This is a genomic window from Streptomyces sp. NPDC030222 (genome assembly GCF_055573115.1).
The window spans coordinates 45296-60901 of the sequence record NZ_JBVICA010000030.1 but is presented as its reverse complement, the minus strand read 5'-3'; the positions used below and the strand labels follow the sequence as shown (position 1 = coordinate 60901).

Sequence of the window (15606 nt, the reverse complement as noted above, 5' to 3'; positions counted from 1 at the left end):
GCGCGGGCGGCTCAGGCCGCGTCGCGCTGCCGTTCAGGGCAGGTTGGACCTGTTGGGTCCAATAGGTCTGATCCGGCGAAGAGGGTGTTCTCTTCGGAGAGGAGGGCGGCCTGGTTGCGGGCGGCGCGTTCCTTGTCGGCCTTGTTGCGGCGGCGGACGTAGCAGCCGCGGCACAGGACCATGACCTTCTCGACGGGCAGACCGATCGCGTCCCGGTCGCAGACCTCCGGGTCGATGGGGGCCACCAGGAGCGGGGCACGGTGCTCGCCCCGCTCCTGGCAGCGGTGCCCGGTCTTGTGGTCGCGGGGCTTGTCCCCGTCGCGCAGGCCGCAGTTCCCGGGCTCGGCGAGGTCGCACTCGCAGTGCCCGTTACTGCGTCCCACGGCCGCCTCGTAGACGGTTCCGGCTAACACCGCGGGAACGGTCACCGTCTGATCCCCCTCTCCGCCAGGACCTGGGTCAGGTACGCGCGGGCGGTTCCCGGGCGGCACCCGAGGTGCCGGGCCATCTGCCGGTTCGAGGGGTGGCGGCGGAGGTTCTTGCCCTCCTCGGCGGCCTGCTCGACGAGCGCGCGGGCCTTGTCGAGGCGGTCCTCGCTCACCCGTTCCCGGGCCTGCTCCTGCGCCTCGTTCGGCTGCTTCCCGCCGTCCTCGCCGGATGCGTCCGGAGTGGGGGCCGGAAGCGGCTCCTGCCCTTGCGGGAAGCGGGTTGCAGCGGTTTCGTTTCCTGCCTCCGGGGAGGGCCGCCCGGTGGGCAGCGGATGCACCGGGACGCGGTGGGCGACCCACTGTCCGTCGAGCCCGGGAACCGCGAGCACGACGGGCAGGTACGGGGCCGGGATCACCTCGGGCGCGTCCTCGGACACGGGTTCGGGAACCGTTTCCGGCTCCGGCTCGACGGCGGCGGGAACCACCGCGGCCGGAGCGGGCGCGGTCCGCGAGAACCGGGTGCGTCCGTCCCACGCCTCGGCCTGGGCCCGGCGGAAGGCCGCCCGGCGCGAGGCGCGGATCTCGCGGATCGACGGTTCCCCGACGGCCGCCCCGTTCGCCCGCTCCCACGCCTTGGCGTAGGCCCGCTCCATGGTGATCCCGGTGTTGTCGGCGATCCGGCGGGCGCGGCCCACGAGGATCGGATGCCGGCGCCGCAGCCGCTTCCACCGGGCGATGTCCTCGGCGGTGCGGCCCGAGACGGCGGCGCGCTTGGAGCGCATCACCACCCACCACAGGATCATCGCGGCGAGCGAGGCCCCGGCGTACGCGCACGCCCGGTAGATCCCGGCCGCCGAGTCGTCCTCGATCAGGTGGCCGAACCCGTTGATCGCGGCAGCGATCACCGCCGTGGTCCAGGTCGCCCGCATCAGCCACCGGTACTCGCGGCGCTGCTCGATCGCCTGGCCGGTGAGCCCGGCGAAGGTGAGCGTCATGCCCTCGGTGAGGACGGGAACACCCACGGCGGCCCAGCCCATCCCAAGGTGCGCGGCCGCCCCGGCCTGGCCGGTCCAGCCGACCACCAGGGAGACCAGCACGACGGGCAGGCCCCACAACGGCATGTGGTGGGAGAGCCGCACAACCGCCGAATCCAGCTGGGCGCGGCGGTCCCTGCGGCGCTTGGCCCGCAGCTTCTGCCGCTCGGCCTTCCTCTGCAGCGCGAGAACGACCTTGGCGTTCTTGGCCTCGGTCTTCATCCGCCGCTTGTGCTCGCGGTCGCGGCGCCTCTCCTCGGCGTCCTCGCGGCGGTCGGCGCGGGCCTCGGCGCGGCGGGCCTGCAGGTTGGCCCGTTTCTCCTCGCCCCGGCTGGTCGGGAGCGGGGTCTTGCCGAACGGCGGCTCGTTCGGGGCGTGGCCGTTGACGGGAGTTTCGGTGCTGTAGGTCGTCACCGGCCTACGGCCTCCTTCCGGATCGAGGTGCGGGTCAGGTGGATGAGGGCGGTGGTCCGCAGGGCGGCGCGGAACGCGTGGCGCAGCGGCCGGCCCCGGCGGGCCCGGCTGACCAGGACGGCCGGGCGGAGGGTGCCGAGCTCGGCGAGCACGGTGTAGGAGTCGAAGTCGGCGGCAGTCCAGTCCCGGCCGACGCCCCGGCGGATGATCAGCGCGGCGCTCATGCGACCGCTCCCTCCGTCTCGGGGCCGGCGCCGGTCTCCGGGCCATGGGGGTCAATGCCGAACAGCTCGGCGTGACGCAGCAGCAGGCCGGAGACCTCGCGCAGCGCGGCGCGCGGGTTCTTGGCGGACAGCGCCATGGCGATCTCGGAGACCGCCTCGGTCACCGCCACGCGGTGGAAGGCGAAGGCCAGGGACTCGGCGGTCAGCGCGGCCGCGGCGGTCTCGGTGTCCTTGATCGCCGTGTCGCACTGGGACCGGACGGCCTCCAGCTCGGTGCGGGCCTCACCGAGGTCGGTCACCAGCTGCTGGCGCAGGCCCGCGCCGGCGGCCGCGTCCTTCTTGTACGCCTCAACCGCGGCCTTGTACGCCTCAACCGCGGCCTCGGCGTTCTCAAGGTCCGCCTCCAGGACAGAGGCGAGTTCCGCGCCCTGCTGAAGGGCCCGGAGGTTCTTGGTGCGGATCATCCGGATCATGCGGAAGGCTCCCGGGTCTCGGAGGCGGCGGTCGGGGCGTTGCGGACGTGCTGGTCGACCAGGCGGTGCAGCAGGCGGGCAGTCACGGCGAGCGCACCAAGCCAGAACAGGCACTTGGTGACCTGGGCGACGGCGGTGACCAGCGCGGTCAGCGCATCGAGCAGGACCGTTCCGGAGCCGTACGCCAGCACCGCGAGCAGCGGCACCAGGAGCAGCAGCAGCTGCGACGGCATCCGGCCCGTGAGGTCGAGGCTGGTGCGGAACAGGTCGTGTAAGGCGCGGACGGTGCGCGTCATCGCACTCACCCACCGATCCGGGCGGCGGCGACGACCTTCTCGGACGCCTCCTCCCACTCGGCGGCCGCGCGGAGACGGGTGATCGTCTCCGTGTCGCTGGCCGTCCACTCGTCGGGGTTCGAGCTGACGCGCTCCAGGACGTTGGCCAGGAGCTGGCGGGTGGTGTCCGTCATCAGGCCACCGCCGGGAGGTCGAAGTCGACTAGGCCGGCGGCGAGCTCCAACTCGGCGAGCTCGCGCAGCTGCTCGGCGACGGCCAGGCCTCGGATGTGGATCGCCTCGGGCGAGACGAAGCCGCTGGCCACCATGTCGGCGAGGGCGTCCTCGCGGGCCCGGCGGGCGGCAGCACCCTCGATGCCGACGGGAGGACCGAGGACCAGGTCGACGTCGATGCTGAAGATCTGCGACGCGTCGTCGCGGTGCTTGAGGGCCTCGGCGAAGGTGCCGCCGACCCGGTCAGGGATACTGATCATGCGGGTCCACTCCTTGCATTGATGTGGTGGATTCCGAAGTGGCCCCGGGGGCGTTGCAGCGCCTGATCCGGGGCCGCGCCCATTCGGGCGGGGTGGTCGTGCACGGCCAGACGGCCACGGCCACGGCGCGCATCCCATAGAGGTGATGCGCCGGACCGAATCTGTCTGGACTCACCTCTGGCTGGGCGGCCCATGGCCACAGCAAGCGCAAAGGCTGTTCTCTCTGTCCTCAAAGCACTCTGTGGAGTTCTCAAAGCCGCTGGCGCTCCCTCCCCCGGCCTTCCGCAACCTGCGCGGCGGTCCCGTTGGTCGTTCAGAAGGGGCGTGTTTTTGGCATGGCTATGCCGTCACGCTTCGCAAGGGTGGCCTCGCTCGGCGTTCCCTACTGTGACGACATTCCCAGGATTACGAGGCCCTGTCAATCAATCACAGACTCACAGTCCCGAGATTGACGGGGTACTGGAAGGGGCTATGAACTAATCCCGGGATTGTGGTTGACTAGGCGCGCTGAGAACGGAGGAGGTCACCGGACATGCCGCCTAAGTGGAAAGAACTCGCCGACGAGGTCGCTGCGAAGATCACCAGCGGCGAGTATGCGCCCGGCGATCGCCTGCCCAAGATCCAAGACCTGGTCAGTGCGGGGAAGGGCTCCAAGACCACCGTCCACGCCGCGTACAAGGCGCTGGAGGCCGCCGGCTTGGTCGCCTCTTCCCGTGGCCACGGAACGGTGGTGCGGGGACGAACTACCTTGGCGACCGCTGCAGAACGAGAACAGCGCAGTAAGACGACCGGATCGTCGTGGCGAGCCGGGGAGCGCTCGGACTCCCACATGGCGGGGGTCGTCTCTGCTTCTGAGGAGGTTGCCGAAGCCCTGGACATCAGACCAGGCGACCTCGTGCTCAGACGCTCCCGCACCTACCGCGACGAGCACGACAACAGCGTCATCAGCCACTCCACGTCATGGATTCCGGCGGTCTTTGCGGAGGAACTGCCCGAACTGGCCATGGGCCGACGGCTGAGTGACGGCACTTCCATCGACATGATCACGCGCCATACCGGCCGTCCGGTCGCCCGTCGGTACAGCTCCATGTGGGCCCGGATCACGACCCCGGCCGACGCCGGACCGCTCGAAATCTCCGAGGACACCCGGGCCGCCGTCATCGTCCTGACGGTCCGGATCGTCGACACCAGCGGCATGACGATCGAGTACGGCGTCGACGTCGGCGGCCCCGGGCGACGCTGGACCAAGATGGAGGTCAGCGCATGACCGCTCTGCCCCGGGCCGACATCCTGACTCAGAATCTTCTGCAGGAGCAGCGCCTCGGCACCGTGGCCCCTGGCGACGGAGCAGAGATCACCCGCATCATGCGAACGCTGACGGGGCGGCCCGGTCCGGCCAGGCTCGTCTTGATGGCTGGTCTCCCCGGTTCGGGGAAGACGACGCTCGCCCGCCGACTGGAGCATCGGGGCTTTCTGCGTCTGTGCCCAGACGAGCGGGTCTGGCAGGAGCACGGCCACTACGGGCGGGATTTCCCACGTGGGGAGTACCTGGTCCGGGAACGTCCGGTCCTCGCGCAGATCGCGACTGAGTTGCGCGCTGCCCTGGCCGCTGGCCATGACGTGATCCTGGATCACGGGTTCTGGACGGTCGAAGAGCGCGAGGAGTGGCGCACGCTGGGTGAGCAGGCCAGCGCCGAAGTCATCCTCCTGTACCTACCCGGCGACCATGACTCCCTGTGGGAACGGATCAAGGAACGCAACGCAGTGACCTTCGACGATCCGAACGCCATGTACTTCAGCGAGGACGACCTGCGGCGCCACGCTCGTCGTTTCGTCGCGCCGGGGCCGGACGAGCCGCACCTGGTCTACGACGGGCACCCCGCGACAGTGCTCACCGCGCTGGGCTGTAACGACTCGCCGAATTCGCCTGGCTGACCCCGCGTAACCGCCGGAAGGAGGATGATGGCCCGCGAAACGCGAACAGGCCCCCGCGGGGGCCTGCCGGTCGCGACGTCGGTGTGTGAGAGCCCGACCCGCGATCAAGCACCTGAACAGGAGGTGCCTGCGGTGGTCAGCAGGCTACGCGTACCCACCGACAGTGGGCCAGCGGGACACGGCGACACGCCGCCGTCGACCTGTGCTTCCCGTGTCGCGGGACGGCTTCACAAGTTCTCTCCCGGAGAACGGGACCACGAAGTGTCCGTGGTGAAATCCCGGTACATCACCACGACGCCGTCCGGCACGATCACCGGATGGGATCACGCCTCATACCAGCTCAGCGCCGGTCTCCAGATGAGGGACTTCACGATGGACACCATGCACGCACGCGCGCCGTAACGCCGAGGGCCGCCCCTGCGCCAACAGGAGCGGCCCTCGATCTCAACCGTTGACTCAGTCCCTTGGCTCCGCAGCCTCCAGTCCCTGAGTCGTACGTCGGCGGTATCGCCGGGCGCCGACCCTGTCGGGCCCGGTCACCGCTGACCAGGGTAACCGGCGGACCTGGTTCTACGCAGCATCGCTCGTGGATCCGTCCGGTCACCTGTTGGTCAAGCTCCGACGTGCGGCTCTCTACCCGATTGAGAGATCGCATCCCATGCACCGCCCTCTTCGGACCGTCTCCGCGAAGCCCGCGACGGCAACCGTCCCGGCAGGCGCCGTATTGACCACAACTTGCACCGGGAACCGCGCCCTGGTCAGCCCCGATAGGGATGTCCGGTCTAGCGCATACAACGACCGTGTGATCACGAACGCGGCCAAGTGCATCACCACCCGTACGTCCGCCGCACTGGCGGCGGTGGCTCGATGAGCAACGAAGCTCAGGCGTATGTCGCCACCGTCAAAGTTGGCAACCTCACAGCGAAGTACATCCTGGGCCGTCTGGCGGACCGGGCTGACGAGCGGTTCTCGTGCTTCCCTTCGGTGTCGCTGCTGGCGGCGGAGGCGGAGAAGTCGGAGCGGGTCGTCCAGCGGGCGCTGGCGAAGCTGCGCGAGATGAAGCTGATCTCCGACAAGGAGCGGACCCGGGCGGACGGCTCGACGGCGTCCAGCCGGTATTTCGTACACGGACCGTGGGACAACTACGGCGGCACCGGCGTGCCATTTCCAACCATCACCACGCCGAAGCAGCGACGCGAGGAACGATGGGCGGAGGCGCCCCAAGAAGGCTCGTTCCGTGAGGGCACGGCGGCCGCCGTGGCCTTGGCAAAAAAGGGCAAGACGCCCGCTCCCGCAGCTCAAACTGCCGAGAAGCTGCCTGCAGCCCCGGCTCGCAAGCACGAGAGGGCGGCAGACGACGCGGCGTCGGCGCGTGCGCACGAGGATGTGCTGGCCCGGCCGGCCCCGGCCTCAACGGCGTCGGAGCTAGTGAAGACGGGGAAGCCGTCAGCAAGGAAGGTGAGACAGCAAGGGTCGCGCATGAGCAGGGAGCAGGCCGCGGCTGTGGCCACGGTGGAGGCGGCCTGGCCCGCCGAGCTCGCCGAGCTTCTGCCGAAGTACCGCCCGAACGTCATCCGCGACGCCATCCTGCAGGCGCTGGACGGCGGCCGCACGGCCGACCAGGTTGCCGCGCGGGTGCGGCGCCGCTGGACATCGCACGGCTATGCGGAGGCTCTGCTACCGGGTGGCAAGGGCATCGGCTCGCCGGTCGGCGTCGCCGTGGGCTTGGTCCGGGCGTCGACCGACTGCCCGGACCCGATGTGCGAGGACGGCGTGAGCATCCACATCGGCGACGCCTGCCCGAAGTGCGAGCAGCGGCGCCTGGACCGCAAGGCCGACCGACGCCAAGGACGGGTGCCTGAACAGCGCAAAGATCGGGGACCGGTTCAGGAGTGGTGGGAGTGCGAGATCCCGGAGTGCGCGAGGCCAGGGAAGGGCGCGGCTCCCGAGGATGGGCTTTGCGACGACTGCCGGGAGCAGATGCAGGTGGCGGCCGAGCGTCTGCGGGCGGAGCTTGAGGCCGCCGCAGCTGAGCGGCAGCGGATCGCTGACGCCCAGGTGATGGAGTTGATCCTGGAAGACGCCTATGCCGAGCATGGGGAACGGGAGGAGCGCGCCGCCCATGCCCGCACGCTCGCCGAGGCAGAGCGTAAGCAGAGTGCTGACGCGGAGGAGCGGGCGCGGCTCCGGGAGCAGATCCTGCGGGAGAACCCCGAGCTGGCGCAGTACGCCCAAGCTGAGCGCTGATCATCGCACAGGACCCTGGCGGCCGCCGTGCCGCCGGGGCGTGCGAGGGCCCGGTGCACGATGCTCGGCATTCCATAGGCGGGATTGCCGCCGCCTGATGGACACACGCCGCGTTGTCGGGGGTCGGGTGCTTCTACTCGTCCTCGGGACGGACCGGGAGGTGGTGTACCTGGGCCAAGGGCTGTTCCTGCTGGGCTGCCTCTTCCAGCGCCAGCTCCATCACACGGGGGCCAACCCGGTAGAAAGGCACGCGGCCGACCGAGTAGGAACGCTCCAGCCACCCGTCGTCGACGAGCTTCTTGATGCTTTTGGAGACCGTTCCCGGGTGTTGTTCGAGGTAGCAGGCGACTTCCTGTGCGGTCTGCCGGATCGTGTCGCCGAGCGGCACCGCAGTGACGTAGTACATCAGCACGCGGAAGTCTGCTCCCGGGCGGCCGGCGGTGGCGCCAAGAATCTGCATGGTCAGCGATCCGGTCACCAGCAGCTCAGACCGCTCTTCAGCCGGAGACATCACGAGGCTTTCTTCCCCCTCGGCTTCTTCTGCACCGCCGGAGGCGGCACCACGGGATGGCGTACGTCCTTGGTCGCCGCGATCTGCTCAGCCGCGGTGCCGTCGAACCCGGTGCGCGGGTTCAAGGAAAAGAATCGGACTCGCCCGATCTTCTCCTTCTCCAACAGGATGCCTCCCGCGTGAAGCTTCTCGACTGACCTCTGCACGATGGTCTGGCCGGTGCCCAGCTTCTCGCTGATCTCCTTGTAGGTCATGCGCAGGGGTGCGCCGCCTTCCGGTTGGTTCGCGATGAAGAAGCCGAGGATGTCCCGGTCGTTTTTGTCGTACCCGCTGTCCTTGTCCCAGATTGCGGCCATCAGCCGCTTGCCGACGTTGAGGTGTCGGCCCGGGTAGGGGCGCCAGTCGTAGCGGGGCGGGATCTTCTTCTGTCGCTGCTGCAAGAGCGCGAGGGCGTCCTCGCCCATCAGGGCGAGCTGCACAATCTCGCCGGTCTCCAGGTTCACCGCCTCAGAAGAGGCCTGAGCTGGGCGACGCTGCTGCATGCTCCTCCTCCCACCACACTTGCCTATAGGCAACCCAAACCCTGTTCACCTTACATAGCGCTTGCCTATAGGCAAGCCAAAGAGAGATCGGCGTGTCATCGCTCTGTCCGCAGGTCGACCGGCCCGATCGACCACTGCCGATAGTCAGCACCCCTCCGTCGTCGAGACCACTGGCAACCCACCCTGCAGCGATGACGGAGGCGACAGCCCACAGACCTGAGCCCTTGCACGAGCCTTGTTGAACCAGGGCCCGGCGCCGTGCGCCGGCGGACGCGGCGAAGCCGCTCACGAGCGTTCCCACCGCACTACCTGTAGCTGGCCCCGGCGACGCCACCAGGGGTACGCGCCGACCGGCGCTCCTTGGGTTGCTGGCCCCGATGCCCGCACTCCGCCACCGGCCGCTACTGATGTATCTAGAGCGGATAGACGTACTCGCAGGTCAGACCGTAAGTGCAATCTGCCGTTGCGCGATTCGAATCACGATTTCAGCGATTGCACTTGCCTATAGGCAAGTCAGATGTGGCCGGGCCGGGATCCGCTCTGCTCCTCCGCGTCGGAGTAACGACGGCTCGTGAGCGTTAACTCGATCGTTTCCGCAGGTCAGTCCAGGGGTGACGTGTACGACGCCCCTCACCCGCGGTTCGGGCCGATTCATTAACTCGATCGTTTCCGCAGGTCAGCATGGGGTGACGTGTACGTCACCCCCCCCGGTGACGTGTACGTCACCCCCCCCGGTGACGTGTACGTCACCCCCCCCGGTGACGTGTACGTCACCCCTTTAACCAACAGTTACAACCCCCACCTCAGAACCCTCATAAGCGCCTGCGGCGCGAGCCGCGGGTGACGCCCGCAGGGCTAGGTACGGGTAGTAGCGCGCGCGTGAGCGGCTTCGCCGCGTCCGCCGGCGCACGGCGCCGGAGAAGGCGAATCGTGCCCCGAAAGGACGCGCCGGGCTGGGGGCCAGTGTGCTCCGAGAACCAGTCGTCACTTGACGGCAGTGGAGGCCAAGCCACGCGCTGAGACGCCCGTCGGCCTCCGCACCGCGCGTCTGTTAGCCGCGCCCCAGTAGGGGCGCGGCTCCTGGGCATGTCCGCGCCCGTAACGGGCCACCTGACCCTCACCGCCCGGACCCTGGAGGGTGTTTCCTGCCGAGGCTGTCTTGAACGGCGTTCGTCGGCTCCAGGGGACCGGCGAGAGTTGGCCCCACCCCTCGAACGGTCGGCCAACCGTTCACCTCGCCCCCGGACGGCCTCTTCTCGCTGGCTGCGCTTGTGCACCGGCCACCCGCCGGGCCTCCTCTAGTCGAGCACCTGGTGGGGCCAGCGGAATCCGTTCGGGTGGGGCCGCTGGAGTCCGGTGCAGACAGTCCACGCTTCGCAATCCTCCTCGCGGGCAGGACGCCCGGATGTCCCGAAGCGTTTTCGCAGGTCAGCCCCGAGTGCGGGATTTCCTGCACTCGGGGACGACCTGGTTAAACGAAGCGTTTTCGCAGGTCAGCCCCGAGTGTCGGGTTCCCCGACTGTCGGGCAGGCCCGCACTCTCTTTAGAAGACTGGGGTTTGTTAGAAGACGAGAGAACACCAAGCGCCTTCGGCGCGTGCGCCGTGGTGACGCCCGTAGGGCTAAGTACAGGTAGTAGCGCGCGAGCGCGTATGAGGCGGCTCCGCCGCGTCCGACGGCGCCACGGCGCCGCACCGGTTCCACGCACTCCCCTCGAAGCCACGTGACAAGTCGGTGGGCCTCTGCTTGACACGCCGTCCCAACGAGACTGGGTGTCCTTGGCAGCGCGTCCTCGAAGGCCCCAGCATTGTGATTAACAGGCCCCTGCGCCCCCCAGCCACGGTGTTGGGTACGGCCCACGCCGTACCCAACACCCCACGTCAGGACACCATTCGTGCCCGTCCCGACGTAAACGATCTTGAGCCCCCCGTGCAGCAGGCCGGTGCAGTGACCTCGGCCTGGGACGGCGGAGAGACGGGAACCGGCCGGTCGGGGGGAGGGCAGCGCCGGGCCGGCCGTGGGCGCAGGGGCCTGTTAATAGTGCATAGGGAGAGAGGCTCGGCCCGGGCACCCATCCGGGTGCCCGGGCCTCGCTGCGGGACGACCGTGAGAGCACACGTACAGGCCAGAACCCAGAACGGAGCCCTACGGGCACCCCTCCTCAACCCATCGGCAAGCCGATGGAAAAGCGACGCGCTCCGCGCGGCGACCTACACGAGGGGGTCAGCACGCCCCTGAGCTCTCCTGTGCGGCCCAGGCACATCGATCCGCACCTCCTCGGCCTCGACACCGAGTTCGGCGCTCTGTGCCCCCTTCACGCCCCGCCTCGGGCCTGCTCTCGCCGCCGCCGGGCACCGGAAGCCGTCCTGTACCGTGCCCACTCTGGCCTGAGCCCCATCGCGTACCAGGACTGACCCGGGCGGCCCGCCAGGAGACACCGGCCACCCGCCGGGGCCACACTGGCAAATGCCGCTCGCAGAGGAGGTGAAGGGAATGAGCGTTGCTCTCGACCACACCGGGCCATGGACCGTCGCCGACGTCCTCGCGCTGCCCGAAGACCGCACCACCCGCTACGAACTGCTGGGGGAGTCTCTGGTGATGTCCCCCGCTCCCGGCGTCCGCCACCAGCGGGCGTCCTTCCGGCTGCACGTCGCCCTGGACGCGGCGGCCCGCGCGGCCGGCGCCCCGGTCGAGGTCCTGGAGGCCATCAACGTCATCCTCCCGTCCGGCCTGGTGGTGCCCGACCTGGTGGTCACCGACGCCGGCGCGACCGCCGAAGACACCGTCAGCATCGACGCCGACGCGGTGCAACTCGTGGTCGAGCTCGTGTCGCCCGGCAACAAGACGATGGACCGGAAATTCAAGCCGATGCTGTACGCCGAGGCCGCCATCCCGTACTTCTGGCGCCTTGAGTTCGACCCCGCGCCCCGGCTCATCGTCAGCGAGCTGGAGAACGGCAGATACGTCGAAACGGCCACCGCCCTCGCAGGCGTGACCACCCGGATCGAGAACCCGTTGCCCCTCGACATCGACCCGGCCGGGCTCGCCCGGCAATAGCCACCACACGCACCAAAGCGACCCCCGGGCAGGGAAAGTGCCGGGGGTCGCTTCGCGCATCCAGAGTGTAGGCGCCTGTTTCTGGCGGGTTGAACGAGCCACCGCGGCGGTGAGTTTGGGAGCCACCTTGGGCCGTTCCTGGTGGGGATGGACCACGCCGCTGGTTCATGATCGGCGGTGAGTTTGAGAGCCACCCTGATCGGGTGACTTCTGATGATGGTTTCCGAGGGTGTGAGTGTCTTTCGGGGCTGCTGGTGGTGGGGGCTCTAGCGTGGTGTCTCCGGGCCCTGCCGGTCCGTGTCTCTGACAGGCGCGGTGGAAGGGCCCGGCCCTGTTTCGACGTGGCCAGCCGCTGGAGTCTGTGGGCACGCTGATAGAACTCAGGTATGACTTTTCGGTTCGTTGCCCGTGCAGCCGGTGCCGAGATCGACCCTGACGGTTACTTCGTCGAAGCTGGTGTTGCCGAGGGCGGGAACGGCAGCGGTTTCGTGCTGCTGTTCCAGCGCGGCGAGGACGAGCCGGACGAGCAAGAGGTCGCGCTTGGCTTCGACACGCACTGCCTCGTCACCGCAGGCCAGGGAACCGCATACGGATGTGTGCGGGAAGTGTCCTTGACCGGCAACGTCCTGCGGGTCTCCTTGGACCCCTCATCCCTGGACGCCCTGGGACTGCAGGACGCGGAGATCGAGGCCACGCTCGAAGCGCCGACCGAGGACATGGCCCGATTCCGCGAGATCCTCCCGCAGGTCCTCGAATACGGCCGCCCCGATGCCCGACCGGTCCGAGTCGGAATCTGACCAGCCTGTCCGTCGACAGACCGCCTGTCCCGTCGCAGTGCCTGTTTGCGATCCCGGGTTTTGAGTAGCTTTGTGCCCTAGGGTGGCTGGGTGTCCGAGGACGCCGGGCAGGCTGTGGAGCGTGCGTGCGAGGGGTGTGGGAGTCGGCTGAGGCCGGGTGCTCCGCCTTGGGCGAGGTTCTGCTCTACGGCGTGTCGTGCCAGGCAGTGGCGTCGTGACCTGCGGTTGCGCAAGCGGGTGGCTGCGGAACTGGGTGGCGCCGGTCGGGCCGAGTGCCCCGAGTGCGGGACTACTTGGGTCGCGGGGGTGGACCGCCGTTCGAACGCGATCTACTGCTCGCGGCGATGCGTCACGAGGGCCTGGCGGGCCCGAAACGGAAACTGGTGGAGACCGCCAGCCGGATCCGGTGCTGCTGCCGCAGGCCATCGTCGCCGCACTGCGCGAGCGCGGTATCGGCTTCACCTCGCTGCACGAGAACCTGGACACCACCACCCCCGGCGGCCGGCTCGTCTTCCACGTCTTCGCCGCCCTCGCTGAGTTCATCCGCGAACTCAGCGTCGAGGGCACCCGCGAGGGCCTGGCCGCCCGCCCGCGCCCGCGGCCGGGTCGGCGGACGCCCCACTGTCGCCACCGAGGAAGTCATCAAGGCCGCCCGCGACCTGTTGCCCGACCCCGGCCGTTCCATCACCTCGATTGCCAAGCTGCTGGGCGTCTCCCCGGGCACCCTCTACAACCACATCCCCGACCTGCGCGAACTGCGCTCCGGAGCCGTCCCCCGCCAACTGGAGGCCAGCAAGTGACCACCCCGACCGATCTCGCAGCCAGCCCCTGGAAGGCACCGGAACCCCGGGAGCTGCCCGAATGGCGTGCGCAGCTGAGCGAGTACATCAGCGGCCACGACGGCATGCAGATGCTCACCCAGGCCACCAACGCCGGGCACACCGCGGTGTTTCCCACCGTCCCCGGCATGGACGCCTCACCCGGCGCGGTGGCCTCCGTGCTGCTGGCCCGCTCCGAGGAACGCCGCCTGCGCCAAGCCCACCTGTACTACGCGACCGCCGACATGACCTCGCTCGCGCTGGCCGCCGCCTCCACCCCGCCCACCGAGCCGGTCAAGGAGACACGCCTGCCCTCCCCGTACGGGTTCATGGTGTTCGCCGAGCCGATCGGCGGCTACACCCAGGACATCGCCGACGTCCTGGCCGACAGCCCCATGGCCCGCGACGGGGCACACGCCACCGTCACCACGCCCATCGTCGCGGTCAGCTGGGGCGTGTGGACACCGAACGACGTCGACGTGACCGACGGCCCCACCGTGCGCTGGCTGAACCAGCGCGAACTCGGCCAGCTGGAGCCCATCCCCCAGCACTTCGACGGAGTGTGGCTCACCTTCTACGCCCCGACCGGGAGCGCCTTCGACGCCCTGGCGCCGGACATCGTCATCGGCACCGCGCCGGACGGCACCGCCATGACCGCGGGCGACATCCAGTCCCACCCCCACAGCGCCCCGCTGAACTGGGACAACGAGACCGTCTTGGCGTTCGGGGTGCCCTTCGGCGAACGGGAGCCGGACACCACCAAGGAATGGGCCCAGGTCGTCTACACCGCCTGGCAGCTGATGAGCCAGACCGGCAAGACCCAGCTCACCGAGGTCGAAGAGGTCCCACGCGACCGCGCCGGCCGCAAGCGCGACCGCCGTGACGGCATCACCGGCCCCTCCGACGTCCGGATCGTCAACGTCCACACCGCTCACCGACCCAGCCCGGCCGCCGCCGAGCAGGACGCCACCGCCTCCACCGGGCGCCGGGCCCCGCAGTGGTCCTGCCGCTGGCCCGTACGCCCGTACCGGCGCAACACCTGCCTCAACCCCCGCGCCCACGCCGACAACGCGTGCGAACACGAGGACCGCATCGTGCCCGCCCACATCAAGGGCCCCGCCGACAAGCCGCTCAAGGTCGGCGAGACCGTCCACCTCTGGGACCACCAGCCAGAAGACCACTGACGGCTACTTTGCACCCTGGGTCAGAGATAGGACGCCGGGGCCATTACCCGTTCAGTGGTAGTCAGCCTTGCTCAGAGTCCGGCCCGGATGCGGACATGCGAAGGATGGGCACACCGTGCAGGTCGGAAGCAGCGAGCCGCAGCTCGGCCCGGAGGTCCCGCCGCAGAGAGATGAGCAGTCTGTCCACGGTGGCACCCTGCCCCCGGGCCATCTCGTTGCGGAACGACTCCACGAGCGCGATGTGCTCGGTAGTCCCCAACAACAGAACATCGTCAAGGGCCTGCTCGAATGCCTCGGCGCGCTCCGGAGACAGTGGTCGACCAGCCGAGCTGACGAGCGCACGGTAGGCACCGAGCAGGTAGGTCAGGCGCTGCTCGCGACGCGCCTGCGCCTCAGCCGCTTTCAACGCCGAGAGGTAAGCCAGAAGGCCGGCGACCAGCACGGCAACCACCGGAATGACGATCTTCTCTAGGGCATCCACACCGCAGTCTGGCACCCCAAGGTGCGGCCGGCCAAGGCTGAGTCGCCAGAACGGTGCGGCATACGCCCTCAAGTCGATGCCCCACCGGTGGGGGAATCAAGGAGAGCAGATCTGAGGAACCCGTGAGCACCGGGTGGGGAAATTCAGGCACGTGCGGCATGCTCGCGACGTACGCGCCCGCCTGCAACTTTGGTTCGGTCGAACCAAAGTTGAGCGACCTTGTTTCGACCGAAACAAGGTCGCAAATCGGGCGCCATCGTTCAGCTGCAGACAGCAGCACGGCGGCACCACTCCCCGGGCCTACCTGTCGCTGCTGGCTCCAGGCCGACCACCGAGCCGCCGCGCCCGGCAGCGGCGGCGTCTCGACGCAGGCCCCGGTCCGCCCGAACGGGAGTCCAGGAAACGGTTCGACCGAACCGTTTCCGAAGCCCTACTTGCCTAATCTGCCTGACGTCGGACCGCCCAGTCTGACCTGCGCAAAGTTCCTGTAGCCCTAGATAACTACTCCGGCCGACGGGGCTTCCCCGGCCGGGCGGAAGGCCTACCGGGTGTACGCCGATCGCGTCGAAGCCGCCCAGCAGCACGGGGGATGACCGCAGGGACGGCCCTGTCGGCCCTGTTCTCGTATAGCTACGGCCAGGTGGCGTGTAGCTCTGAGTAACTGCTTTGGGCTCTGACTCGACTCGGCGTGAAT

At 69.1% G+C, this 15606-nt stretch carries 17 protein-coding genes and 1 pseudogene; 8 read left to right on the top strand and 10 right to left on the bottom strand.

Annotated elements, in window-relative coordinates; genetic code table 11:
• Positions 1–11: 11 nt before the first annotated feature.
• From ACZ4Z5_RS30915 to ACZ4Z5_RS30885, 7 genes are read right to left on the bottom strand one after another with little or no spacing between them, the layout of a single operon-like run.
• Positions 12–413 carry a hypothetical protein gene (locus ACZ4Z5_RS30915; RefSeq protein ID WP_468269131.1) on the bottom strand — a complete coding sequence of 134 codons (402 nt, stop codon included), beginning with the start codon at positions 411–413 and terminating at the stop codon, positions 12–14.
• Positions 414–424: 11 nt separating this feature from the next.
• Positions 425–1876 carry a hypothetical protein gene (locus tag ACZ4Z5_RS30910; RefSeq protein ID WP_468269129.1) on the bottom strand — a complete coding sequence of 484 codons (1452 nt, stop codon included), beginning with the start codon at positions 1874–1876 and terminating at the stop codon, positions 425–427.
• Positions 1873–2100: a hypothetical protein gene (locus ACZ4Z5_RS30905; RefSeq protein WP_468269127.1), complete on the bottom strand. Its 228-nt coding sequence runs from the start codon at positions 2098–2100 to the stop codon at positions 1873–1875. The genes ACZ4Z5_RS30910 and ACZ4Z5_RS30905 overlap by 4 nt, the downstream gene beginning before the upstream one ends.
• Positions 2097–2573: a hypothetical protein gene (locus tag ACZ4Z5_RS30900; RefSeq protein ID WP_468269125.1), complete on the bottom strand. Its 477-nt coding sequence runs from the start codon at positions 2571–2573 to the stop codon at positions 2097–2099. The genes ACZ4Z5_RS30905 and ACZ4Z5_RS30900 overlap by 4 nt, the downstream gene beginning before the upstream one ends.
• On the bottom strand, positions 2570–2869 hold the full coding sequence (locus ACZ4Z5_RS30895) for a hypothetical protein (RefSeq protein ID WP_468269123.1): 300 nt from the start codon (positions 2867–2869) through the stop codon (positions 2570–2572). Before ACZ4Z5_RS30895 ends, ACZ4Z5_RS30900 begins: the two co-directional genes overlap by 4 nt.
• A gap of 5 nt (positions 2870–2874) precedes the next feature.
• The gene (locus ACZ4Z5_RS30890) at positions 2875–3042 is read right to left on the bottom strand and encodes a hypothetical protein (RefSeq protein ID WP_468269121.1); all 168 of its coding nucleotides are present in this window, start codon (positions 3040–3042) and stop codon (positions 2875–2877) included.
• Positions 3042–3341: a hypothetical protein gene (locus ACZ4Z5_RS30885; RefSeq protein ID WP_468269119.1), complete on the bottom strand. Its 300-nt coding sequence runs from the start codon at positions 3339–3341 to the stop codon at positions 3042–3044. The genes ACZ4Z5_RS30890 and ACZ4Z5_RS30885 overlap by 1 nt, the downstream gene beginning before the upstream one ends.
• A 532-nt stretch (positions 3342–3873) precedes the next feature.
• Between ACZ4Z5_RS30885 and ACZ4Z5_RS30880 the strand changes: the two genes are divergently transcribed.
• The 3 genes from ACZ4Z5_RS30880 (at position 3874) to ACZ4Z5_RS30870 (ending at position 7523) form a co-directional block, all read left to right on the top strand.
• Entirely contained in the window at positions 3874–4608 is a 735-nt protein-coding gene (locus tag ACZ4Z5_RS30880; RefSeq protein ID WP_468269117.1) for a GntR family transcriptional regulator, read from the top strand.
• Positions 4605–5276, top strand: a complete 672-nt coding sequence (locus tag ACZ4Z5_RS30875; RefSeq protein ID WP_468269115.1) for a P-loop nucleotide/nucleoside kinase family protein — start codon at positions 4605–4607, stop codon at positions 5274–5276. Before ACZ4Z5_RS30880 ends, ACZ4Z5_RS30875 begins: the two co-directional genes overlap by 4 nt.
• A gap of 867 nt (positions 5277–6143) precedes the next feature.
• Positions 6144–7523 carry a helix-turn-helix domain-containing protein gene (locus ACZ4Z5_RS30870; RefSeq protein ID WP_468269113.1) on the top strand — a complete coding sequence of 460 codons (1380 nt, stop codon included), beginning with the start codon at positions 6144–6146 and terminating at the stop codon, positions 7521–7523.
• Positions 7524–7656: 133 nt separating this feature from the next.
• Here the strand turns inward: ACZ4Z5_RS30870 and ACZ4Z5_RS30865 are convergent, their stop codons facing one another.
• The gene (locus tag ACZ4Z5_RS30865) at positions 7657–8034 is read right to left on the bottom strand and encodes a MarR family transcriptional regulator (RefSeq protein ID WP_468269111.1); all 378 of its coding nucleotides are present in this window, start codon (positions 8032–8034) and stop codon (positions 7657–7659) included.
• Positions 8034–8576: a helix-turn-helix domain-containing protein gene (locus tag ACZ4Z5_RS30860; RefSeq protein WP_468269109.1), complete on the bottom strand. Its 543-nt coding sequence runs from the start codon at positions 8574–8576 to the stop codon at positions 8034–8036. Before ACZ4Z5_RS30860 ends, ACZ4Z5_RS30865 begins: the two co-directional genes overlap by 1 nt.
• Positions 8577–11068: 2492 nt before the next feature.
• Here ACZ4Z5_RS30860 and ACZ4Z5_RS30855 point away from each other — a divergent pair.
• From ACZ4Z5_RS30855 to ACZ4Z5_RS30835, 5 genes and pseudogenes are all read left to right on the top strand, one after another.
• On the top strand, positions 11069–11632 hold the full coding sequence (locus ACZ4Z5_RS30855) for a Uma2 family endonuclease (RefSeq protein ID WP_468269107.1): 564 nt from the start codon (positions 11069–11071) through the stop codon (positions 11630–11632).
• Between the two features lie 386 nt (positions 11633–12018).
• The gene (locus ACZ4Z5_RS30850; protein WP_468269105.1) at positions 12019–12429 is read left to right on the top strand and encodes an Imm10 family immunity protein; all 411 of its coding nucleotides are present in this window, start codon (positions 12019–12021) and stop codon (positions 12427–12429) included.
• A gap of 157 nt (positions 12430–12586) precedes the next feature.
• Positions 12587–12958, top strand: a pseudogene (locus ACZ4Z5_RS30845) (hypothetical protein); the annotation flags it as partial.
• 133 nt (positions 12959–13091) lie between these two features.
• Positions 13092–13229, top strand: a complete 138-nt coding sequence (locus ACZ4Z5_RS30840; RefSeq protein ID WP_468269174.1) for a hypothetical protein — start codon at positions 13092–13094, stop codon at positions 13227–13229.
• Entirely contained in the window at positions 13226–14431 is a 1206-nt protein-coding gene (locus ACZ4Z5_RS30835) for a hypothetical protein (protein ID WP_468269172.1), read from the top strand. The genes ACZ4Z5_RS30840 and ACZ4Z5_RS30835 overlap by 4 nt, the downstream gene beginning before the upstream one ends.
• Before the next feature lie 61 nt (positions 14432–14492).
• On the opposite strand, the gene ACZ4Z5_RS30830 is transcribed toward ACZ4Z5_RS30835, so the two are convergent.
• Positions 14493–14912 carry a hypothetical protein gene (locus ACZ4Z5_RS30830; RefSeq protein WP_468269103.1) on the bottom strand — a complete coding sequence of 140 codons (420 nt, stop codon included), beginning with the start codon at positions 14910–14912 and terminating at the stop codon, positions 14493–14495.
• Positions 14913–15606 lie beyond the last annotated feature (694 nt).